The sequence below is a fragment of the Lentibacillus halophilus genome (genome assembly GCF_039522485.1).
GTDB lineage: Bacteria > Bacillota > Bacilli > Bacillales > Amphibacillaceae > Lentibacillus > Lentibacillus halophilus.
On record NZ_BAAADM010000041.1, the window covers coordinates 38793 to 62840 of the forward strand.

Annotated in this window: 24 protein-coding genes; 8 read left to right on the top strand and 16 right to left on the bottom strand. The window is 42.9% G+C overall.

What is annotated here, in order from left to right:
• Positions 1-37: 37 nt before the first annotated feature.
• The 3 genes from ABDZ72_RS08130 to ABDZ72_RS08140 all read right to left on the bottom strand — a co-directional run bounded on the left by ABDZ72_RS08130 (position 38) and on the right by ABDZ72_RS08140 (position 1133).
• Complete coding sequence (locus tag ABDZ72_RS08130) at positions 38-472, bottom strand: universal stress protein (protein WP_343752318.1); 435 nt, start codon at positions 470-472, stop codon at positions 38-40.
• A 285-nt stretch (positions 473-757) separates the two neighbouring features.
• Positions 758-952 carry a YwbE family protein gene (locus ABDZ72_RS08135; protein ID WP_343752319.1) on the bottom strand — a complete coding sequence of 65 codons (195 nt, stop codon included), beginning with the start codon at positions 950-952 and terminating at the stop codon, positions 758-760.
• Between the two features lie 49 nt (positions 953-1001).
• Complete coding sequence (locus ABDZ72_RS08140) at positions 1002-1133, bottom strand: hypothetical protein (RefSeq protein ID WP_343752406.1); 132 nt, start codon at positions 1131-1133, stop codon at positions 1002-1004.
• A gap of 289 nt (positions 1134-1422) precedes the next feature.
• On the opposite strand from ABDZ72_RS08140, the gene ABDZ72_RS08145 reads away from it, so the two are divergent.
• Positions 1423-1749, top strand: coding sequence for a hypothetical protein (locus ABDZ72_RS08145; protein ID WP_343752320.1), 327 nt, complete (start codon positions 1423-1425; stop codon positions 1747-1749).
• A 182-nt stretch (positions 1750-1931) separates the two neighbouring features.
• On the opposite strand, the gene ABDZ72_RS08150 is transcribed toward ABDZ72_RS08145, so the two are convergent.
• Both ABDZ72_RS08150 and ABDZ72_RS08155 read right to left on the bottom strand, forming a co-directional pair.
• Positions 1932-4373, bottom strand: coding sequence for a heavy metal translocating P-type ATPase (locus ABDZ72_RS08150; RefSeq protein ID WP_343752321.1), 2442 nt, complete (start codon positions 4371-4373; stop codon positions 1932-1934).
• 33 nt (positions 4374-4406) lie between these two features.
• Complete coding sequence (locus ABDZ72_RS08155) at positions 4407-4778, bottom strand: ArsR/SmtB family transcription factor (RefSeq protein WP_343752322.1); 372 nt, start codon at positions 4776-4778, stop codon at positions 4407-4409.
• A 302-nt stretch (positions 4779-5080) separates the two neighbouring features.
• Here ABDZ72_RS08155 and ABDZ72_RS08160 point away from each other — a divergent pair, with 302 nt between their 5' ends.
• Positions 5081-6475, top strand: a complete 1395-nt coding sequence (locus ABDZ72_RS08160; RefSeq protein WP_343752323.1) for an alanine/glycine:cation symporter family protein — start codon at positions 5081-5083, stop codon at positions 6473-6475.
• A gap of 238 nt (positions 6476-6713) precedes the next feature.
• Entirely contained in the window at positions 6714-7673 is a 960-nt protein-coding gene (locus tag ABDZ72_RS08165; protein ID WP_343752324.1) for an SCO family protein, read from the top strand.
• A 69-nt stretch (positions 7674-7742) separates the two neighbouring features.
• Here ABDZ72_RS08165 and ABDZ72_RS08170 read toward each other — a convergent pair whose 3' ends face one another.
• A complete protein-coding gene (locus ABDZ72_RS08170) occupies positions 7743-8909 on the bottom strand; it encodes a hydroxymethylglutaryl-CoA synthase (protein ID WP_343752403.1) in 1167 nt (388 codons plus the stop codon).
• A 232-nt stretch (positions 8910-9141) separates the two neighbouring features.
• Between ABDZ72_RS08170 and ABDZ72_RS08175 the strand changes: the two genes are divergently transcribed.
• The gene (locus ABDZ72_RS08175) at positions 9142-9762 is read left to right on the top strand and encodes a DUF3298 and DUF4163 domain-containing protein (protein WP_343752325.1); all 621 of its coding nucleotides are present in this window, start codon (positions 9142-9144) and stop codon (positions 9760-9762) included.
• 138 nt (positions 9763-9900) lie between these two features.
• Here ABDZ72_RS08175 and ABDZ72_RS08180 read toward each other — a convergent pair whose 3' ends face one another.
• Together ABDZ72_RS08180 and ABDZ72_RS08185 are read right to left on the bottom strand one after the other, a co-directional pair.
• Positions 9901-11307, bottom strand: a complete 1407-nt coding sequence (locus tag ABDZ72_RS08180; RefSeq protein WP_343752326.1) for a hypothetical protein — start codon at positions 11305-11307, stop codon at positions 9901-9903.
• Between the two features lie 231 nt (positions 11308-11538).
• The gene (locus tag ABDZ72_RS08185) at positions 11539-12465 is read right to left on the bottom strand and encodes a DUF4349 domain-containing protein (RefSeq protein ID WP_343752327.1); all 927 of its coding nucleotides are present in this window, start codon (positions 12463-12465) and stop codon (positions 11539-11541) included.
• Positions 12466-12640: 175 nt separating this feature from the next.
• On the opposite strand from ABDZ72_RS08185, the gene ABDZ72_RS08190 reads away from it, so the two are divergent.
• From ABDZ72_RS08190 to ABDZ72_RS08205, 4 genes are all read left to right on the top strand, one after another.
• A complete protein-coding gene (locus ABDZ72_RS08190) occupies positions 12641-13348 on the top strand; it encodes an NAD-dependent deacylase (protein WP_343752328.1) in 708 nt (235 codons plus the stop codon).
• 234 nt (positions 13349-13582) lie between these two features.
• The gene (locus tag ABDZ72_RS08195; RefSeq protein WP_343752329.1) at positions 13583-14827 is read left to right on the top strand and encodes a PucR family transcriptional regulator; all 1245 of its coding nucleotides are present in this window, start codon (positions 13583-13585) and stop codon (positions 14825-14827) included.
• 108 nt (positions 14828-14935) lie between these two features.
• Positions 14936-16054, top strand: a complete 1119-nt coding sequence (ald, locus tag ABDZ72_RS08200) for an alanine dehydrogenase (protein WP_343752330.1) — start codon at positions 14936-14938, stop codon at positions 16052-16054.
• Between the two features lie 325 nt (positions 16055-16379).
• The gene (locus ABDZ72_RS08205; protein ID WP_425542363.1) at positions 16380-16598 is read left to right on the top strand and encodes a Spo0E family sporulation regulatory protein-aspartic acid phosphatase; all 219 of its coding nucleotides are present in this window, start codon (positions 16380-16382) and stop codon (positions 16596-16598) included.
• A gap of 86 nt (positions 16599-16684) precedes the next feature.
• On the opposite strand, the gene ABDZ72_RS08210 is transcribed toward ABDZ72_RS08205, so the two are convergent.
• The 8 genes from ABDZ72_RS08210 to ABDZ72_RS08245 all read right to left on the bottom strand — a co-directional run.
• Positions 16685-17560, bottom strand: coding sequence for a cytochrome c oxidase assembly protein (locus ABDZ72_RS08210; RefSeq protein ID WP_343752331.1), 876 nt, complete (start codon positions 17558-17560; stop codon positions 16685-16687).
• A gap of 109 nt (positions 17561-17669) precedes the next feature.
• Entirely contained in the window at positions 17670-19052 is a 1383-nt protein-coding gene (locus tag ABDZ72_RS08215; RefSeq protein WP_343752332.1) for an FAD-binding oxidoreductase, read from the bottom strand.
• Positions 19053-19081: 29 nt separating this feature from the next.
• Positions 19082-19474, bottom strand: a complete 393-nt coding sequence (locus tag ABDZ72_RS08220) for a VOC family protein (protein ID WP_343752333.1) — start codon at positions 19472-19474, stop codon at positions 19082-19084.
• A 174-nt stretch (positions 19475-19648) separates the two neighbouring features.
• Positions 19649-20932, bottom strand: coding sequence for a GntP family permease (locus ABDZ72_RS08225; protein ID WP_343752334.1), 1284 nt, complete (start codon positions 20930-20932; stop codon positions 19649-19651).
• Positions 20933-20953: 21 nt separating this feature from the next.
• The gene (locus tag ABDZ72_RS08230) at positions 20954-22132 is read right to left on the bottom strand and encodes a thiolase family protein (protein ID WP_343752335.1); all 1179 of its coding nucleotides are present in this window, start codon (positions 22130-22132) and stop codon (positions 20954-20956) included.
• Between the two features lie 22 nt (positions 22133-22154).
• Entirely contained in the window at positions 22155-22931 is a 777-nt protein-coding gene (locus tag ABDZ72_RS08235) for a 3-hydroxybutyrate dehydrogenase (RefSeq protein ID WP_343752336.1), read from the bottom strand.
• Between the two features lie 73 nt (positions 22932-23004).
• A complete protein-coding gene (locus ABDZ72_RS08240; RefSeq protein WP_343752337.1) occupies positions 23005-23679 on the bottom strand; it encodes a 3-oxoacid CoA-transferase subunit B in 675 nt (224 codons plus the stop codon).
• Positions 23680-23701: 22 nt separating this feature from the next.
• Positions 23702-24048: CoA transferase subunit A (locus tag ABDZ72_RS08245; protein ID WP_343752338.1), on the bottom strand; the 347-nt coding region annotated here is incomplete at its 5' end.

The following is a 24048-nucleotide window of genomic DNA, read 5'->3' on the forward strand; positions in this document are numbered from 1 at the left end:
GCATTTTCACAACACAAAATCTAACTTAAGACTCTAATCATTTAATAATTAGAACCGGACATTGTGCGAGTTGTACGACTCGATTGCTCACACTGCCCAGAAGCATACTTTTCACGTTGCCAAGTCCGCGACTTCCAATAATAATTAGATCAATATCATAATCATGAGCATACGAACAAATTTTTTCCCCTGCATTACGCTGAGTGGTATCAATAACCACATCCGTATAGACCGTTACATCGTTCGTTTCAAAGTCTTTTTCTATTTTTTCCATTTCAGGGCGCAATGTTTCAGCCATCTCCATTTCAATGTTCCGTGCAACCGCTGCATTCGTACTGGGCGCGGCCTGCGTCACAACTGAGATAACATAAACTTCTGTTTCGGGATCCCCCATTGCCTGGAGCTTTGCCTCATTCAGGGATTCTTGACAAAATTCAGAACCATCATAAGCAACCAGTATGCGTCGTTTCATAGACATCCCCCTATTGCGAATTCAGGAAGCCATTTCCTTCCTAGTTGCACTATAACACAAAAATTGTCCAAACCCTGCTAATCATTGCAACTTTTCTATGACAAATGTGGAATACCATTACTGGATTGCTTATCACCAATGTCCGTGTTTCTCATTCCGCAAATAATCTTATCTCTGTCTTTTGCAGCTGTATTCATTTCGCTCATTGTGCAAAGTCTTGGTGTAACACCACTTGAAGAAACTGAGCGACTAACCACACAAGGCAAGAGCAATCGACAGCCGTGTTTAATTCAATATTTCTTTCACTCTTCCCACAGTGCCGTTCTCCAGCATAACCTTAATCCCATGTGGATGGGACGCAGAATTGGTTAGTATTTTTGATACGATTCCTTCCGTCAATTTACCGGAGCGCTGATCCTGTTTTTGTACAATACGCACGTTTTGTCCTATTTTTATATGGTCTCTTCTTGTTCCGGGCATATTACCTTTAACTCCTTAGACTTGCTTTTATTATCAATACGCAACATGTTTATAATGTACTTCTTTCAATTCCATCAGTGTAAATGTAATTCTTGTCATCGGACGAGTCAATGCTCCCCCGCAATATATTCGCTGATTCCCACAGGTGGGATTCCAGTTCATGCTGTGTTAATTGTCCCATGTCGCCCATCCTTCATTAACAGAATCTAGGCCTATGATAGCAGAAAATGGGGGTGCAGACTATGGAATATCATTAGAGAAGGGGAGAAGGCAAGAAATGGTGTCGTTATAACTGAACAGATGGACACACTGAATGCAGATATGTCCGTATAAATATTCCTAACAGGTTTTAGCAACCTGACCAGTTGATTATACTTTGTTGTAGGAGTATAAAAGCTGTATTTAATACGTTGACGTTCTTATGGCGCTACTGATTTCAATTCCACATCATATGTAAAGAGGGATCTGCCATGTTTGAGATAATATTAATCACATCTGTCTTAACTCTGATAATTTTATTCAGCGATACCAATAGATACGAGACCGTTTACAGTGGCACTGAATCAAGTTTGAGTGAGGCGAACGACTATTATTGGCTTCTAAAAAATTATAACATCCCGGTTAGGCTGCAAATTCCATATAACTGGGAAAATTTTTATCGATTCGGATACAAAGAAAGCCCGGTATATATAAAGGTGAGTCAAAAGAAGTTAGAAAAAGCAAGACACGTGATGATGCATTATCGTGTGGAAAAATCAAAAATGGAAAGAAATATTAAAGCAGAGAAAAATAAGTAACCGATGTCTTAAAAGAATGAACGCTTACTACATTTGAAGCTTTAAGTAATAGCGATACTGTCAGGCATCGATTAACTTAGTGATAATGACAATAGCTCATTTGCTCCTCATAACCATTCACCTCAACTATATAGGGAAATAGTTGAGGTGATTTTATTATAAAGTACCAAAGAACGGCTTCGTTATGTTTGCTTTAACAACCGCATGCTGTTTAAAATGACGAGCAATGCTGCACCTGTATCACTTAAAACAGCCATCCATAACGTTAAGATACCTGGGAATATGAGAACAAGTGCTGCTACTTTAGTCAATAAAGAGAACCACACATTCTGCTTAATGATGTTACGGGCTTTGCGGCTCAAACGAATCGTATGCGGAAGTTTTTCCAGGTTATCCGCCATGAGTACAATATCAGCGGTCTCCATGGCTGTATCCGTTCCCGCACCGCCCATGGCAATTCCTAGATCAGCCGTGGCAAGCGCGGGTGCATCATTCATCCCATCGCCAATCATAGCGACACGTTGGCCCTCACCTTGCAGTTTCTTAATGGCCGTCACTTTGTCCTCTGGTAATAAGTCAGCAAAGTACCGGTTGACACTCGTTTCGTCGGCGATCTTTTTCGCTGTACCATCATTATCTCCTGTCAGCATGACCATCTCCTTCATTCCTGTCCTCCTAAGCGTCTGAATCGCCTTAACCGTAATCGAGCGAACAGTATCCGCAACGGCAATGATTCCAAGAATGTCGAAGCGGGTGCCAATGATGACAAGTGTATTTCCGTTCTCTTGTAATGCATCAATTTGTTTTTCCATTTCCTGAGGCAACCCGTTCATATCGTGAAATAGCGCAGGATTTCCCGCAAAATACTCCATCCCATCAATGGTGGCTTGAGCGCCTTTACCAGTGATCGTTTTAAACGCTCCCCCTTCCTTCATACCAATGGCACGTTCGTCTGCGTACGTCGTTATAGCTTGAGCAATCGGATGAGTGGAATGCGCTTCAATGGTCCGTGCTATCGCAATAAGGTCATTTCTATCGTTCATATTACTGATGACGTTTGTCACTTTGGGTTTTCCTTCTGTTAAAGTACCAGTCTTATCAAAAACCATGGCCTTTATAGACGCGGCCTTTTCTAAAAACGTTCCGCCTTTAATTAAAACGCCATTTTTAGCTGCATTCCCAATAGCTGATACAATCGACACTGGTGTGGAAATGACGAGGGCACATGGGCATGCTACCACTAATAATGCAAGACCTTTATAAAGCCAATCGCCCCAAGCACCAACCCCGAATAGTGGCGGAAATACCATAACAGAAATAGCCAAAGCAAAAACAATCGGCGTGTAGACATTGGCAAATCGGTCTATGAATGCTTCGGTTGGAGCCTTCTGTTCCTGGGCTTCTTCCACCATATGGATAATATTGGCGATCGTCGTATCATCCACCAATTTTGTCACTCGAATTTCCAGCGATCCATTTTCATTAAACGTACCGGCGTAAACCATATCGTCTTGCTGTTTATCAACTGGTAGAGATTCTCCGGTGATCGGTGCTTGATTAATACTGGATGATCCAGACACAATTTCCCCGTCCAATGGTATCTTTTCACTTGGTTTAACAACGATGACATCATCAACCGCTACGTCCTCCACAGCTTTGCGGACAAGTTGTTCTCCTGATTTAACAGTCGCTTCAGACGGAGCAAGGTTCATCAAATCTCTTATGGAATTCCGTGTCCGCTCAACCGACTTGTTTTGCAGGGTATTTCCTAATGCAAAAAGCCATACAACCATAGCACCTTCCAGCCATTCGCCTATAAAAGCCGCTCCAATCGCTGCTGAGGCCATAAGTACATTCATATCCAGAGAGCCGCTTTTAATGGCATAAAAACCACTTTTTACCGGTTTAGCCCCTCCGATAAGAATGGCCATGGCATATAATGCTGTCATTATATCCGGGCTGATAGGTGTGAATGATCCAATAAAACCAAAACCCAGGAAAACGCCGGACAGGCTCGTCGTGGAAAACACGTTCTTTTTTCTGTCCGATGATGGTTCGGATTGTTGTTCACGAGTGTCCAACGATGCGTTAAACCCTGCTTTTTGTACTTCCTTGACGATGTCTTTTGGATTGGTTGTGTGGTCCAAGTGCATTTTTCCAGTCGAAAAATTGACGCTCACGTCGTGCACACTTGGATTTTTAATTAAGTGTTTTTCAATCGTCACGGCACAGGATCCGCAATCCATACCGTCAATTTGATAGGTTTCTGTGCTTTGCGTTGCATGCAGAGGTTCCGCTTTAAACCCTAATTTTTGTACTCGCCCAGGAATCTGTTTATCAATGGTAGCATCCTCTACACCTACTGCCATTTTTCCCGTTCCGTAACTGACTTGCACCGATTGAATACCGCTCGTTTTTCGTAAACCTTTTTCAATAGTGGCTGCACAGGACGGACAATCCATCCCGTGAATGGCGTATTCCACCATGTTTTGTTTGTCAGTTCCAAGCGATTTCCGCTCTCCGTCGTCCGTCTCCTTCGCCGAACAGCAGGAATCGGCTTCACTGGTTGAATCCGGATCACTGGCGCAACAACCTGATGGTGCTGCATTATCTGTTTGTCGCATGTCTATCCCTCCTGTTACACAATGAACATTATGTTAGCCTTCATTTGCATGAAGCAAAGCAATGGATACCAGTTGTTGGACGTGATCATCAGCTAAAGCATAAAAAACGAGCTTTCCCTCTTTGCGGTATGTGGCTAATTTCATATTGCGCAACAACCGTAAATGATGCGACGCTGTTGCCGTCGTTGAGCCGATAATATTGGCTACATCGCAAACACACAATTCTTTTTCCAACGTCAAGGCATAAGCGATCTTCATTCGTGTTGCATCTGATAAAGCCTTAAAGATCAACTCCACGCCATCAACATTGCCCATTTCCGGCTGAACTCTTTGAACCAACGCTTCATCGTAACAAAACGTGTCACATGTATCTGTATTTGTCGTCGTCAAAACCTTTTCACTCACATGATCACCTTCAGTCTAATATTTGTTTGAATATTTATTTGTAGTGTATGCTACCGCAAACACAATGTCAATACGTATAATTCAAATAATTGTTTGAATCATAGTTGGTTACGTTATAAGCAGGAAAAATGTGTGTACATTATGGCAAAAATCTATTAGTATTAATAGTTGTGTTATAAGCTTGCAAGTATTATTTTTTACTTGTTTGAAAACGCATCCTCATCAATAAATAAGGGGTTTCCGGCAGGCCATATTGCTTGTCATTGATGACCATCATGATATTTTACTTCAGGAGGATAAATATGCTGAACATTCTTCATACTATTAATGACATTCTCTGGGGAACACCGAGTTTAATTCTATTAGTTGGCACAGGCTTATTTTTAACGCTCATTCTTAAGGGATTACAATTCAGGCAATTGCCTTATGCTTTCAAACTAGCTTTTTCAAAGGACAAAGAAGATGACAGCACGGAAGGGGATGTCAGCAACTTTAAAGCCTTGATGACCTCCCTTGCCGGTATGGTGGGGAATGGTAATATTGCAGGTGTTGCAACAGCTGTGACACTGGGAGGACCAGGAGCCATCTTCTGGATGTGGATCGTCGGACTGGTTGGAATGGCAACCAAATATTCCGAGGCATTACTTGCAATGAAATATCGTGTTAAAAATGCAGACGGCGAATATTCCAGCGGTCCTATGTATTATATTGAACATGGTATAGGAAGTAAATGGAAACCACTGGCCATCGCATTTGCCTTTTTCGGGGCGTTTGCGGCGCTTGGTATCGGGAATAGTGTCCAATCCAATACGATTGCCGATGTAATGCAAAATAGTTTTAGTGTAGGCGGATTAACGACAGGCATTATTCTTGTTATTCTGACGTCTTTAATTATTTTCGGAGGGCTGCAGCGGATTAGTTCCGTAGCCGGAATATTTGTACCAATTATGGCTGTTTTTTATATCTTTGCGGCACTGATTATTCTGGTATTAAATTATGATAGCATTCTTCCGGCATTTGACTTGATATTTACGTACGCATTCCACCCCATTTCAGCAGTTGGTGGATTTTCCGGGATCGTCATCTCCGAAGCTATCAAAAGCGGTGTTTCCAAAGGGATTTTTTCAAACGAAGCCGGCCTGGGTACTGTTGCATTAATTGCCGGAAATGCCAAGACAAGCCACCCGGTCAAACAAGCTTTAGTAGCCATGATTGGCACATTTATCGTAACGATAATCGTTTGTACGATGACAGGTCTGGTGTTAATCGTTACTGGGTTTTGGGATACGACGGGAGGAATGCTATCAGGTGTCACACACGATGCAAGCCTTGATGCTGGTGCCCTGACAAGCGCAGCATTCGGTTCGTCATTAGGCGCCATCGGAGAATACATGGTGTCGGTCTCCGTCGTTTTCTTCGGATTCTCGACTATTTTAGGCTGGTATGTATATGGATCCAAATGCTTTGAATATTTGTTTGGCTTAAACTATATGGGAATTTATCGCCTGATTTATGTTGGTGCCACGTTCGTTGGAACCATTGCTAAACTGACAACCGTCTGGGCATTTGCCGACATGGCAAACGCATTGATGATGATTCCTAACCTTATTGGCATTTTGCTATTATATAAAGTTGTTGCGAGTGAAACAAACGATTATTTTGGCAGGTTTTATATAGACACGAAAAAAGTCGTTTAATCTTAACGCTTCACCCACCAATGTTGGTACCGAGCAGGTTCTATGACTCGGTACCGATATACACCAGCCCCCTTTTTATAAGCCATTCCATTTCTGTTCACACAAAGGTCATACTATCCACGCGTATCCACACGCCTGATATGTTATCATTAATGTAGAATTGTATGAATTAAGCAAGCCATCTCGCCGTTTTTGGTGTTAACATATCATCCGGGTTGTTAAGGAAGGGATAAAAACGATGAAGCGATTCAAAATTCCGGTACTGTTGCTTACGCTTTTTCTTGTTGCGTGCAGGGAAGAAATTGAGACAAATATATCAGAAGAAGTGAGCGATTTTTCTTTTACCACACAGAACAATGAAACACTATCTAACAAGGATTTAGAAGGAAAATGGTGGATAGCGGATTTTGTCTTTACCAACTGCACCACTGTCTGCCCACCCATGACCATGAACATGGCCGAACTGCAGCAAAAAATGAAAGAAGAAGATCTGAATGCCCAGCTCGTTTCCTTCAGTGTTGAACCTAAGAATGACACACCGGAAGCACTGAAAGAGTTTGCCAACCAATTCCAAGTTGACTTTAGCAATTGGACATTTTTAACCGGGTACGACTTTCAAACGATTAAGGAGTTTTCCATCAAGTCGTTTAATTCACTTGTAAAAAAGCCACCAGAAGGGACCGATCAGGTTACACATGGCACCCGGTTCTATTTAGTTAATCCCGAGGGAAAGGTCATCAAATATTATGACGGCACCGATTCGGAGGAAATACCAAAAATCATTGACGACTTAAAGATCGTTCTCAACAACAGTAAGGATAATTCCACAGAGCATGCATCGGAAAATGAAGAAGAAGAACTGAAGGAACTAAAGGTCAACTTTGATGTTCCGGAATCCACTAAAGCAAACAAAACCGTCCAGTTAAAAGCGACTGTGACCTATGGCGATAAAAAAGTAACGGATGCAGATGAAATGGAGTTCGAATACTGGAAAAAGGGAAACAAGGATGACAGCACGATGGTTGAATCGACTAACAATGGCGATGGAACCTATACGGCCGACGTGACTCTGGATCAAGATGGCGTTTATGAAATGTTCGCCCACACCACGGCTCATGGGACGCACTCCATGCCGAAACAATCGATCACGGTCGGCGATGGTGCCGGCAACGACGAAGAAAACAACAACCAAAAATGAAAAAGGCTGCTCAACGTTGACGAGCAGCCTTTTTCATTTTCGTTACACACGTTCTTATCCTACTGATACTTATTTGCGAACATATTGGCGCATATCATCTTTCACGCCTGCCAAACACACCTCTGCTGGATCAGCGGATACATCCAGTGTTACCTCGGAGCCATCCGTTGGCAACGTTTCTTCAAAAATCGCCTCATAATCATCCACACTAATTTTTGTCCGGGAAGTAAGCGATTGACTGTGTTGTTTCACTGGCAACTGTTTGCGGTAATTTGGTTGCAGGATACCGGCAAAAAATTCCCCAACTGCGCCGGAACCATAGCTGTACAAACCGATACGTGTCCCGGGCTGCAAATCTTCCTTGTTTTCCAACAACGAAAGCACGTTTAAGTACAGGGAACCGGTGTAAATATTACCGACCATCCGATTGTATTCGGCACTAATTTGATAATTGGTCATCAGTCGTTCCGCGTCGTCATCCGTTCCCTCATCCATCACTGCTTTTAACGCTTTTTTGCCCATTTTTGTATACGGAAGATGAAACGTGATGGCTGCGAAATCAGCCAGTCCCAAACCCGACTGCGCTTTATACTGTTCCCATACGTTAGTGAAGAAAGCGATATACTGTTCGTTGGAAAGTTTGCCATCCACCAGGGCCTTGTCCGAGTGAATCGGCCGCCAGAAATCCATCACTTCATCGGTTTTAAACGCACTGTTCTCTTCCAGCGCCAAAATATCCGGATCAGCACCGATAAGCATAGCAACAGCACCTGCACCTTGGGTCGCTTCCCCTGCTGTGGCTAATCCATAACGCGCAATATCCGAACCGATCACCAGCACTTTGCTGTCAGGATGCAAAGCTATATGTCCTTTTGCCATCTGAATCGCCGCCGTTGCACCGTAACAAGCTTGTTTCAATTCAACGGACCGAGCGTGCTCATGGAGCCCAAGCAAGTGGTGGACATAAATAGCTCCGGCCTTGGAATGGTCAATACCTGATTCTGTTGCCAAAATAACGAAATCGATCGCTTCCTTATCCTTATCATCGACGATTTCGAGCGCTGCATTGACCGCCATTGTGACAGCATCTTGTGTGATGGGGGCCACTGCCATTTTTTCCTGGCCAATGCCAATCGTAAATTTTTCAGGGTCAACATTACGTCGGACAGCCAGTTTATTCATATCGACATATAAATGAGGGGCATAAAGTCCTATCTTATCAATACCTATCTGCAACGTCGTCATACTCCTTTTTGGATCGATTTTTATTTTATAATCAAAAAGCTTAATCCATGCGATTGATTTTTATATAATGATGCCTAACATGTAACAACCATAATATAGCATACCATGAAAAACTACATTGAAAAAGCGGAACTTTCATCCGGTGCCATAAAAGGGGGCAGCAGCACATATTTGCTTTTCCGGAATATAATGGGCTCAGAACACGAAAAAGGAGGAAGGGAATATGCCTATGTCCCTACCAGTTCCCATCAAACCATATGAGATCAAGGACGGACCCGGGAAGCATGTGGTTTACCCACAAGTCTACAATATGGCTAATCAGTCCTTGCAAGCTTTTATTAACCAATCAATTGTACGGAATACGCAACAACTCATCGATATGCAAACCAACGATATGTCAGGGAATATTGCGGAAATGGTCGGCGGGTTTGAGATGAAAAATAATCAGCGGAATGTATTGAGCTTAACCCTGTCCAACTATGCCATACCTTATATGGCGGCAAACGGCATGACGTACATGAATTCCTTAACATTTGATTTGATGAACGGAAATGAATGCCGGCTCAGTGATTTGTTCAAACCAAGGAGCAACTATACTCAACGCATCTCAGCAATAATTCAGAAACAGATAGCCGAACGTGACATTCCCACAATTCATAACTTTACCGGAATCAGTCCACAACAATCGTTTTATATAGCTGACAAAACGCTCGTCATTTATTTCCAACCTTTGGAGTTCACGCCACATGTATTCGGAATTCCAACGTTCCCGATTTCTGTTTATGAGCTGCAGGATATTATCCCGGAAAACAGCCCCCTCAGTCGTATGGCCATGAACAATTAGTTAATGAAAGCCGGCCGGGCAGGTATTATGTTTGATCTGGATGCTGACCTCAACATTTATCACTGAATAAAATGAGGTCAGCGTGTTCATTAATACTGGGTATGGCAAGTGAATGATCTTTTTCACGACATCTTGTCCTCAGCTCACCATCCATTGAATATAGCATTGCACAAGGATATAAAAAGCAATCGCAAATTTGTAGTTAAACGCCAGACCATTTTTAAATGGACTTAATCCATTGGTTCCACTTAAAATAATGACCGGCATAATTAATGGCGACACTAAAATCGATATGGCGCTTCCCGATGTGACTGCCAGCACTATCAACTCCGGTGGATACGGCAGTGAAATGCTTTCTAGAATACCTGCTACCAGAACCATAACCGTCAGCGGCCCGAGTCCGATAAAGCCAAGAATGATAACGATAAATGGAAGGAAATACAACATATTGAAAAACGGCAGAACTTCCTGAAGCGAGTAAATACGGTTAACAACAGCCTTGCCGATTCCACTCTGGTTCACGGCCAATATAACAATGCCTGCCGATATCAACACACTGAACTGATAGGCTTGAGATGATAATCCATTCGCATAATAATTCTTCATTTCAGCAACCATATGTTTCATTTTTCGCTTGACCAAAAAATATATAACGGACCAGACAATAATTACAAACGGAATAAGCAGCATCAGTTTTACCGCAAGAATCTCATATAATAGAAAAATAGATCCAAATAACGTGATAAAGAGAAAAATAAATTCTCCTGTAGTGCGTAACTGGTCTTTTTTATCAGATGATTGCTCAAGGACCGAACTAATTTCTTTTTTAATCTCGGAGGTGAAATCAATTCCGTAACTTTTTTCTTCAAAACGGGAAAACAAGACAGCCATTACGATCCCAGCCACCGCCACAAAAAAACCTTGTAGAATAGACTGCCATAACGATGCATTTAACGCTTCCACCGCAAAGGCAAAGCTTGGTATGCTGATGGTCCATATCGTTGATAAAGCAAACCCGCGCAGAAGTGCTGTACCTTTAAAATATTCCCAAGCTTCACCTCGCTGATGTTGCAGGATATTGCTTACAAATTGATACATTAGCGAAATAACGCCGAATAGTAAAAAGTACGAAAGAATATGGGTGAATGAAATCATGACGAAATAAAACTTCCGGCTGGAATCAAGCAGCTTATGCGCGAGGCCGATCATTTCATTGATATAAGCCTCTTGGCGCAACACCCAGCCAATCAATGGAACAATCGCGAGCAAACCAATAATATCGCTCATTTGAAGCAAACCGTTTTTAATATGTTCTGCACTTAATCCACCGGTTACCACTAAGGTGATAACCCCAGCCGTTATAAGAAAGAGGGGCAATTTAAAACGATTTAACGTTAAATTCACTGCGGACAAAATTAACATGACAAAACCAATGACGGCATGTATATAGGCAATACTTTCAATATTAAAGAAATAATTGATGAAATGTAAGAGAGCGTACAAAAAAATCGATAACCGCAATCCTCTTGATACAAATTGAACCATTTTCATACTCCTTCATGTATCCACATTAAAATAAACGACATGACAATCAGTATAACGCAAACCTTTCACGAATGAAAATGGATCAATTAAGCCTTTTGGGAATAGTCAATATTTAATAAATCAACAACGTTTACTGCAAAACACCAACCATTGCGGTCCCTTATTCATGTTCAAGGTCTAAAGTTACGGGACAATTTACTGTTACAAAATTGCCCCAGTCCACTACCAATCTTACTCTTCCCGCCTGCTCCTACTTCGCTTTCTGATAATCCAAAAGACAACCACACCAATGGCCCCTAATAAAATCAATACTGGAAGATTGCCAACAACGAAGACAAACAGCCCTGAGAACGCTGAGAGAAGAAAATTAACGCTTTTCATAAGCTGCTGTTTTGTTTTTTCCCACGTATTCAGATCCTTGTCACTCGTTAACGTTACATTCGTTTCCTCCATTTGAATGGTGACGGTGGCAAGATCAACTTTATTCTGTAAATACTTCATCCGTCCCGTAATTTGCTCGATCTCCTCCTGGACGTTTGCAAGATCTTCTGAAACATTCAACAAATCTTCTGTTTTCTCAGCATCTTCCATAAATGAAAGCAGCCGTTTTTCCACAACCTTTTTGGATTCCAAACGCGACTCCAGATCCACGTACTCCTCGGTTACGTCCTGTCCTGAAATCGAACTGTTCACTACTTTTTTACCGCCATCCTCGACAAGCTGAACAAATTCCCGGAAATGCTTCTGCGGAATACGTGCCTTGATTTGCCCGTTGACAGAACCATCGGTGGAATTATCGTGCATGCTTGATTCAACGATGTAGCCGCCCCGGTCATTCACCTGCTTTCGAATATCAGCAGTCATCTCTTCATAATTGGTCACCTCGATATGCAGATCGGCTTTATAAATGACTTTTCGATCCGTGTCGGCAGCCTTATCAGACGGTGAGGAAGCATTGTTATCTTTATTACCACTGTTTTCTCTCTCGTTATCAGTAACGCTGTCATCGGCAGCTGTAAACGATTCATTGTTTTCTATGGCTTCTTCCGTCGACTGATCGGCTTGGTCAGTCGAACCACTTTCACCCGGCTGATTGCTGCATCCGACTATTAGCACACTAATAGTCATAACCATACATATGACAAGCTTTTTTTCCATGATTGACCCCCCATTTTACAACTACAGACGGTGTGAAGCGAAAAACGTTACATGTATTTTGTGAAACGTCAGAGTTGTGATAAAAATGCTGAAGTCGAACCTGAAATCGTCAAACTTTATGAATATCCTGGAACGTGATACATTTAATGCAATGTCTATATATGGAGGTAGATTCATGATTCATGATTGGCTGAAGGAATCAAATTACACGGTGATATTTACTGGTGCAGGCATGTCTACGGAAAGCGGTCTCCCGGATTTCCGATCGACAGGCCATGGTCTGTGGACTAAACAAGATCCGAGCCAAATTGCCAGTACAGAAGCCTTAAATAATAATATTGATGCATTCATTGATTTTTACCAAACTCGTGTTCAACATGTTAAAGAGTACCAACCCCACAAAGGACATCATGTCTTAGCTGATTGGGAGCAACGCGGGATTATCCAGTCCATTATTACACAAAATGTCGATGGCTTTCACCAAGAAGCCGGCAATAGGCTGGTGGCTGAACTGCACGGAACTTTGCAAAAACTGCATTGTCAATCGTGCGGAGAAAAATATAACAGTCATGAATACATTGACCGTGACTACTATTGCCACTGTGGAGGAATATTACGTCCTTCCATCGTGCTGTTCGGGGAAACATTGCCACAACAGGATTTTCAAATGGCACTCGCTGAAGCCGAAAAAGCAGAATTATTTATCGCACTGGGGTCGTCATTGAGTGTAACACCGGCCAATCAATTCCCACTCATCGCCAAAGACAATGGTGCAAGACTCGTCATTGTCAATCGTGAACCGACCGAACTGGATAAATTTGCAGACCAGGTCATTCACGGACGTCAAATTGGCGATGTTCTTGAGGAATGGAATTCATTTTAAACATATCAGCCGGACACAAACATGCGCCCCTTTTTGTCAAACGATAATAGCCGCGCATTTTAGCGTGACACGCCTTTCACACGTATGGATAGCTTCATGAAATATAATGACCCCTGTTTCAGTTAATGTTATCCAATCGACCCTTCGTGCAATAATCATTCATAACAGGACATTTCTTCTTAATCACAAGCATGATAATATAGGATAGCCTCCACAGATAAAGGAGACCTACTCATGAGCCATTCAATCGATCATCAAAACCATTTCTATGATACATTCGATTCGCCGGAAGGGCTGGCCGACCGCATTGCTGACATTCTGGGATGCCCTGTCACCATCGAGGACGTTAATCATCGGATTATTTCCTATAGCAAACATGAGGAAAATGTCGATGATGCACGGGTGGCTACGATTATACGACGAAGCGTACCGGAAAATGTTATTAATGGCCTATGGGAAAGCGGTGTCATGACACGTCTGTTCGAAAGTAGCGAACCGGTGATTGTACCAAAAATTGATAAAGTGGGGCTTGGGAATCGCATCGCTATCTCTGTACATAAACATCGTGAAGTGCTTGGGTTTATATGGGCACAAATTAATGAGGCCACGATCACCGATGACAAACTATCACTTATGAAAGATGCAGCGAAACTTGTTAAAAACCAACTTCACCAGCATCACCTCAAAAATAAAAAAACTGAAGAAAGTTATCAGAATTTCTTCCGTCAGCTCTTATCCGGTCACATACAGCAGAGTGCGGAAATTCAACGTCAAGCCAGCCGATTCGGACTGAAATTCGGAAATTATCATGCCATCGCCATTATTGAATTTGATTCCGACATATCCCAAACCATCGAAAAACATGCTTTCTATCTAACAGAAACATTTCAACAGCCGTATACTGTTTGTCGACTATTTGATCAAAACCAGTTGATTATTCTCCTCAGCCTAGAAACACACGCACGAGAAGCATTGAAAACATTCGTGCAGAACTTTACCAAAAAAATGCACGAGCGCTTGAACATCCATCATGTGAAAGGGGGTTTCGGTCAGGTCTATACCACACCTGAATCGATGAAAGACAGTTACAGACAAGCTGTAAATGTTCTTGAACTGAAAGAGCACTTTCCTTCTACATTACATGATGTTCATGGTTATTATGAACTTGGTGTTTACCAGTTTCTATATGAACTTCGGGCCATTCGGAACCGTGACAACTACCAAAATGATGCGTTGGAACGACTTAAGGACTATGACAAGAAAAATGGCTCGGACTTAGTGGCAACCTTGCATGCTTATCTGGCTTGTGATGGCAATGTTTACAACGCGGCGAAACGAATGCACGTTCATACCAACACATTGAATTACCGATTGAAACGCATCGGTACCATTGGGGAAATCAATTTAAAGAATCCTAATCAAAAAATGACGATATATCTTGATATATTGATAGAATCCATTGATAAGGGGCATTTGTGATTTTTAACAAACATCCTCATCCTTTTTTTGTTTTTCTACTAATGAAAAATTCCTATAAAAGAGTTATAATGAATAAGACAAATTGTATTGATAAGGGGGAGTTTTAACATGATTATCAGTGTACCCAAAGAAATTAAGAATAATGAAAACCGTGTTGCGATCACACCAGCAGGGGTGGACAACTTGGTGAATGCTGGACATACAGTGCTGGTTGAAGCGAATGCCGGTGTCGGAAGCAGCTTTACCGATGATGAATACAAAGCAGCCGGGGCTGAAGTATCTGAAAGCGCTTCGCACGTATGGGAAAAGGCGGATATGGTTCTTAAAGTGAAGGAGCCGCTCCCATCCGAGTATCGCTATTTCCGTGAAGATTTAATCCTATTTACGTTCCTTCACCTAGCAGCAGAGCCTGAGCTGGCAAAAGCTCTGGCGGAAAATGGCGTGACAGCTCTTGCTTATGAAACCATTACTGTCAATAAGGCATTGCCACTGTTATCCCCAATGAGTGAAGTAGCCGGCCGAATGGCATCCCAACTCGGCGCGCAATATCTTGAAAAAGCCAAGGGAGGTAAAGGTGTACTGCTTAGTGGCATTCCAGGGGTCAACCGTGGAAAAGTCACCATTATTGGCGGTGGCATCGTTGGCATGAACGCAGCGAAAATTGCAGTGGGGCTTGGTGCGGACGTTACCATCGTTGATTTGGATCCGAACCGTCTGCGCGAACTTGAAGACATCTTTGGCGGAAATGTGCAGACACTTATGTCCAACCCGGCCAATATTGCAGCATCCGTTAAAGATTCAGACCTTGTCGTTGGCGCTGTCCTGATTCCAGGTGCCAAAGCTCCAAAACTTGTATCAGAGGATATGGTCAAAGCCATGCAACCCGGTTCTGTAATGGTTGACGTTGCCATTGACCAGGGCGGAAACTTTGAAACTGTTGATCATATTACAACGCATGATGATCCAATCTACGAGAAACATGGTGTCCTGCACTATGCCGTTGCCAACATACCTGGCGCCGTTCCACGTACAGCGACGATCGGGTTGACGAATGTAACGATCCCTTACGCCCTGCAGGTTGCTAATAAAGGTGTAGAACAAGCTATCACAAGCAACCCTGCCATGAAGTCCGGCGTGAACATACTTAATGGTAACGTTACTTATGAAGCTGTTGCACGTGATCTCGGCTATAATTATCAATCGGTTGATGACGTTCTTTCAAACTAAATGATACCCAATAAAAAGGCTGTCTGCAACGTCAGGCAGTCTTTTTTAATGGAATGGACTACTTGACTATTTCTATGTCTTTATCGCCATTGTCTATAGGGCTTGAAACGCAGTCAGGCACTATTATTAAGTCATAGTCTTCTATCACCTTATCTACTGATTTGGGGAATTAAGAAAAGCTTTGTCGAGCTGTAAGATATTTTGACTGTTTTTGACGAAATGGTTGCATTGTTTAATAAAAATGGAGAGAATAGTTTTTGTGCGATTTTGTTAGAAATGACAAATGACCTATATCATTTATATTGGAAGGGAAGACTGGTGTATCATGGAAATACTAAAAATGGCTATTACCAATAAAAAAGAAGAAATGATTAAGCTGGGCGTAACGTATGGTCTCACAGATCAACATACAATCATTTGTAGCCAACAGCTGGACACGCTATTAAACCTTTTTGACAACCTGAATCAACACAACCATGATAACTATGATGAGGATCTATTCCGTTATAATATGTTAACGCAAGAGGGACACATCAGCGCTTAAGCTGATGTGTCCCTCTTTTGTGTCTCTTCAACACATTAATATTCGATTGGTTTCCGCAAATCCAGTCGCTGAATGTTCTTCGGATATTACCTTTTTCGCCCCTTGTTTTTCCTGTTGCGTTCATTCAATTGAATGACAATCCCTTGGACAACACGTTTATCATCGTCCTGTTCTTCTTGCTCACTATCACTAATGCCCCACATTTTCAACAAATAAAACAAAGCAATGGAATAACTGGATAACTGAAGAATTTTAAGCAACGCTCCGGCCAACTGCTGATCATAAACAACATTCAATACCGGTATCAAATCACCTGATACATCCATATAAGAGGTATATAGCGTTTGTTGTACTGCCAGTAAAAAAATACCGATCGGCATCAAAAATAAAGCGGTAAAAAATACATACGCAAGCCGCTTAAAATAGCTGTTGTCAGCCACTTCGTCATATGGCTGTATAATAATCCACCAGGTAAGGAAAGCAAATGTAACTAAAACAACCTCATATAAAAATTGAAGCAATGAACTCGCATGAATGGCGTCAAAGAACGAAGGAATGAGAAACATCGTAACAAGACCATTAAAGATAAGCGCTAATATCCACGGGTAGGCAAATAGCTTTTTGGCAAACTTGGTACGTTTGTGGCGCCAAAAAAAGACGGACAAATACTGCGCCGGTAAACTCAGAATAAACAATGGAACCACAACAAAGGCCATAACCGACACCTGAAGCACAAGCGCACTGAGCAAGTAATCGTCCGCGATCACATCCAAAGGTGTTCCTTCCACAAGAAAAAATAAACTGACTGACGTGAAAAAGTACGTCTTCTGCGTGTTTGTCAAACCGTAATGTGGCTTCTTAATAATGGCATGGAAATACCAATAACATAATAGCACTGCCATTATCAACGTAACCGGACTTATCAGCTCATACCATGCATGATTAGATAACAACGAATTCATTGCGTATCAACCCCACTTTATTGGTTTACCATCTATATGTCAGTTTAACAAAGGGTGGTGGAAATTGGATACAAATTGGCTTATGCCCCATTATTCTGCTTTCCGGCAACTATTCGATGATCTTGCCAGGGTTCAACAAATCGTCCGGATCAAGGGCGCGCTTGATTTTCCGCATAACTTGCAGAGCACCGCCATGTTCGCGCTGTTGATACTTTTGCTTTCCCGTACCAACGCCATGTTCTCCAGTGCATGTTCCACCCCGCTCGAGAGCGTAGTTAACGATCTGTTCGTTCACTTGATCAGCCTTTTCCATTTCATAGGGGTCTGACGGATTAAGCATAAGAAGGATATGGTAATTTCCATCACCGACATGCCCGACAATCCCCCCGGACAAACCTGATGCTTGAATGGCTCCCCGTGCATCCTTGATCGCACCGGCGAGCTCGGATATCGGCACACAGACATCGGTGACCATTTGTTGCCTGCCTGGATGATTGTGAATAAACGCATAGGCTGCATGGTGACGAGCCTCCCATAGCTTATTGCGGCCAGCTGTATCCGTTTCAAATTCCACTTGGCGGCAATTCATATCCACAACCAACTCTTCCATGAACTGAGTGTCATGCTGCAATCCTGCTTCATTGCCATGCAGTTCGAGAAACAAGGTTGGCACTTCCTGATAACTGGTATCACTGTAAAGGTTCATCTGCCGGATGGCTTCTTCGTCCACTAATTCCACCCTTGCAATGGATATACCCGCCTGCATGATAGCAATAACCGCTTCCACAGCATCATCAACAGAGGTAAATTCTGCCCTTGCCGCCATAATATGCTCGGGAATACCGGTAACTTTGAGAGTCAATTCCGTAAAACAGCCCAATGTTCCTTCCGAACCGACGAAGAGCCCATTCAAATTATAGCCGGATGATGACTTTGCTGCCATGCTGCCGGTATGTATGGTCGATCCATCTGCTAGAACAACCTCCATATCGCGCACCTGATCACGCATAATGCCATATTTAACCGATGTTGTTCCACTCGCGTTCGTTGCAGCCATACCGCCCAGTGTCGCATCCGCACCAGGATCAACGGTGAAAAACAGACCGTATTTTTTTAATTCTTTATCCAATTGTGATCGTGTAACACCCGGCTGAACGGTGACTAAAAAATCATCTTCCCGTACTTTCAAAATGTTGTTCATATTGGCAAAGTCAATCGTAATACCGCCTTGATGCGGGATGACACTGGCTTCCAGACTGGAACCATAGCCATAAGGCACAACAGGCATATCCAAACGGGCAGCAACCTCCATAACGTCACTCACTTCATCCGCATTGTCCGGAAATACGACGACATCAGGCAAGTAAGGGGTGTGATACGATTCATCCGAACTATGCTGCTCCAGCATGGTTTCATTCATGGTCACTCGGTCCTCTGACAGAACCTTTCGCAATTCTTCAACGGCTTCTATACGTTTCCCGGTATCTTGCATCTACATGCGCCTCCTTCGAAATACTGTCGTTACCTAGCTTGTGATAACTGAATTAAATTTCCGCACGTATCATCAAAAATAGCAAACGTCATTGATCCTGCATTGGTTGGTTCGAGCGTGAAGTTCACATCATAGTACGTCATATGTTCATATTCAGCCCAAATATCATCGACTACAAACGAAGCGGCAGGAATCCCCTGTTCGTATATAGCTTTTTGATACGTTTTGGCCGCTTCATTATCATTTGGTTCCAAAAGCAATTCGACCCCATCCGGATCCTCTGGCGACACGACGGTGAGCCATTTCATGTCACCATTACCCACATACATATCCTTCTTTTTTTGGAATCCCAGCATATCCGTATAAAATTGAAGTGCATTCTCCTGATCGTCTACAAATATACTTGTTACTTTAATGCGCATGTTCGACCTCCATTCCATTCCATTATATCAGGAATTGTCTCTGATTTTAATGCAATGCATATGAAATTAAAAAATGCTGTGGTTGCACGATAGACAACGACAGCATTTTAACAGGTATAATCTAAATATTAAAAAATTATTCCTATTCTGTCAATTTAAAAGAACATTTCTCCTTTAATAGATTCCCATGGAAGCAATCAGAATGGCAACAGCGACGGATATAACCGGAATGACGATACCAACAACAAATATATCCCTATAACTGTCTTTGTGTGTCATTCCCGTTATCGCAAACAGTGTCAGAACGGCACCGTTATGCGGAAGGACATCCAAACCCCCAGATGAAAGGGAAGCGACTCGGTGAAATGCCTCTGGATTTATCCCAGTATTCATAGCTATTTCATAATACTTTGATCCCAATGACTCCAGCGCTATTCCCATACCGCCAGAGGCTGATCCAGTTGCACCTGCCAGTATATTCACCGCCACTGCTTCAGAAATAAGCGGATTACCTTTAATTCCCATTAATAGTTCGGTCAATCGATTAAAACCGGGTACAGCTTGAACAACAGTACCGAATCCAACAGCAGCACTGGTATTAATAATCGCTACAATAGATCCATTGGCCCCTGCATTAATCGCTTTTACAAAACCTTTGAATTTCGGCAGGTTCAACAACATAATTAGAACAATACCCGACATTAATGCGACAACAATGTCCCATCCCAATACGTTCAGTGTCAAAAGGACTGTCAATAATGGCAAAAGAGACAAAAGAAAGTTCGGTGTATCGCCTTCCATGTTTATAACACTTTTATCCTGAGGTTCCGTATAGTACTCACCATTGGCAGTTAACTGTTTCTCACGATACCGCATATAGAAATACCCACCAACAGCCATGATTATCGTTGCTGCTATTCCCATCACCGGGGCTGCCATGGCTGTTGTATTAAAATAATCGGTCGGAATAAGATTTTGTATCTGTGGTGATCCTGGAACGGCTGTCATTGTAAATGTAAATGCCCCAAGTGCAACAGTACCGGGAATTAACCGTCTACTTATATTAGCCTCACGAAAAAGTGATAAAGCTAATGGATAGACGGCAAAGACAACAACAAACAGGCTGACACCTCCATAGGTCAACACTGCAGAAGACGCGAGTACGCCAAGGATGGCGCGCTTAGTTCCAATGAGCTTCGTTAAAGCAACAGCAACGGATCTTGCCATCCCGGTATCTTCCATTAATTTCCCAAAAACCGCTCCTAACATAAAAACAGGGAACCAACTTTTGGCAAAACCCACAAACCCACTCATGTACGTATCTGTATATGCATTTAGTAAATCCAATCCCCCTGTGAGTGCCACTACACCGGCAGCAATCGGTGCTACCCAAATAATCGACCAACCCAAATAAGCCAAAACCATTAACACAACTAGCCCTAAAAGGATGCCAAACATAAAACCCCTCCGTTAATATTTTTAAGGTGTTTCCACAATCATTGCAATTCCCTGTCCTCCCCCTATACAGAGAGAAGCAATGCCGTATCTTTTATTTTGTCGCTTCAGTTCCCGAATTAATGTGTACAATACCCTCGTTCCACTTGCACCAATTGGATGACCAAGCGAAATAGCACCTCCATTGACGTTGGTCTTGTCACGGTCAAGTCCCAATTCTCTTTCAACGGATAAATACTGGGCGGCAAATGCTTCATTCACTTCAATCAAATCCATTTCGTCGATAGTCATGCCAGCTTTTGCGAGGGCCTGCTTGATAGCAGGAACGGGGCCAATGCCCATCATAGACGGATCCACCCCTGCAATGCCGTAAGAAATGATTTTGGCAGCAGGATTGAGACCATGTCGCTGAACGTAGTCTTCACCTGCAATAATGGTTGCCCCCGCACCATCGTTAATGCCACTGGCATTTCCTCCTGTGACTGTCCCGTCTTGCTTAAAGGAAGGGTTTAACTTGCTCAATTGATCAGAAGTTGTATCTTCTCGAATATGATCATCGGTATCAACCGTTACCATTCCCTTTCTTGTCTTTCGCTCAACTGGAACAATTTCTTCAGCAAATTTTCCGTTATTTCTGGCTTCTGCCGCACGGTGATGACTCAATGCCGCATATTCATCCTGTTCCTTACGCGTAATAGAATACGCCGCAGCTAGATTTTCAGCTGTAACCCCCATACCAGCACCGATATATTCATCGGTCAGGGCCGCCCAGAGCATGTCATCGATCTGTGGTGTTTTCAATTTGGTACCGAAACGGCTGCCGTGTAATGCATGTGGTGCAAGACTCATGCTTTCCACGCCACCTGCCAATGCCACGTCGCCGTCTCCCAGCATGATGGACTGGGCAGCGGATACGACTGATTGCAGGCCTGAGCCGCACAACCGATTAACGGTCAATGCGGGACTTGCAAGCGGAATTCCCGCCTGAAGTGCCATATGTCTTGTCATATAAGGTGCATTCTGCGATGAATGAATGACGTTGCCCATGACTGTCAAATCAATGTCTTCTTCATTAACACTGCTGCGCCGGATTGCTTCTTTGCTCACTGTTACGCTGAGTTCTGTCGGATCAACATCTTTCAGACTGCCACCAAACGTGCCAAAAGGGGTTCTGGCCCCTTCCAAAATATATACATGGTCCATTTAACTCGCCTCCATTCCATTCTTATTGAGCCGTATACCCACCATCTAGAACGACAGCTTGACCGGTAACCCCTTTTGCTTGATCACTTGCCAAAAACATCGTATAATCAGCTACTTCCTTTACTTCCAACAGCCGTTTTTGTGGAACCAGCGGATACAGCACCTCTTCCAGCACTTTTTCCACTGGGACGTTGCGGTTTTTAGCCAGATCTTCAAATTGGTTGCGGACAAGCGGTGTATCAACATACCCTGGACACATAGCATTGACAGTTATGCCATGGTCAGCTCCCTCAAGAGCCGTTACTTTTGTTAATCCAATCACACCATGTTTAGCGCTATTGTAGGCTGCTTTTCCAGCAAATCCGATCAACCCATTTATCGAAGCCATATTAATAATTCGTCCAAACCCTTGATCTTTCATAATGGGAAAGACATGTTTGGTGACCATAAATGGGGCTACAAGCATGATGTTGGTAATCGACTCGAATGTTTCTGTTGGGAATGCTTCAACAGATGCAACATGCTGCATTCCGGCGTTATTTATTAAAACGTCAATCCTGCCAAACGTTTCCACGGTTTGATTGATGGCTTGCTGAATCTCATCCTCTTTCGTTACATCACATGTAATGCCAATACAGTGATGTCCATCTTCTTTCAACTGTTTTTCCACACTCTCCACTTTTTCTTTATTTATATCTGACAAAGCTACGTTTGCACCATTTTTGGCAAATTCCAAACCAATTTCATAACCTATTCCGCTCGCTGCCCCTGTAATAAAGACGACGCTATTTTCTGCCATTCTTATCATTCCTCCTGCCTATTCATTTTCTTGCCTTTAATGCTCCTGATTTTCACAAAATGGTTCTCTCGTTTTAATACGTCCCCATTTCCAGCTGGTCACTGATCTGAAGTTCCGGTTCGGTGGCGGAAACAACGTCCTCCGTGGTCCACCCTTCAGCAACTTCTAAAAGTTTCAGTCCCGATTCCTCCACATCAATAACGGCACGATCGGTAACGATGCGATTGACGATGCCTTTGCCCGTCAGTGGCAGCTTGCATTCGTTCAAAATTTTAGGCTCGCCATGCTTATTGACATGATCCATGATAATGACGACTTTTTTAGCCCCATGCACAATATCCATCGCACCGCCCATACCTTTGATCATTTTACCCGGAATCATCCAATTGGCTAAATCACCGGAAACAGATACTTCCATCCCTCCAAGAATGGCAAGATCAAGATGGCCGCCACGAACCATGGCAAAGGATTCCGCATTATCAAAAAATGATGCACCTTCCTGAGCAGTAACCGTTTCTTTACCGGCGTTAATCAAATCCGGATCAACTTCTTCCTCCAACGGGGACTTGCCAATACCGAGTAAGCCATTTTCAGACTGCAAGACGACTTGTTTTCCGTTCTCTATAAAATTAGCAACCATCGTTGGCATGCCAATCCCCAAATTCACATAAAAACCATTTTCTATTTCTCTCTCAGCACGTTTAGCCATTTGTTCTCTCATTGCTGCTTTATCCATTTGTTTAACCATCTTTCAAACCTCCTTCTAACATTTAAGATCCTTGTCTGACGGTGCGCCGTTCAATTCGTTTTTCCTGCTGCCCTTCAACCAGACCTTGAACATAAATACCTGGTGTATGAATGTGGTCCGGATCCATAGAAGCTCGTTCCGTCAGTTGTTCGACTTCAGCGATCGTAACCCCACCTGCTGCCGCCATTATGGGATTGAAGTTACGTGCCGTCTTATTGTATATCAGGTTGCCATCCACATCACCGCGAGCCGCACGTACAAGACTAAAGTCAGCTGTTAACGCTGTCTGAAGCAAATACTCCTTATTGTTAAACACACGGACTTCTCCACCCTCAGCAATTGGTGTGCCAACGCCTGCCGGGGTGTAAA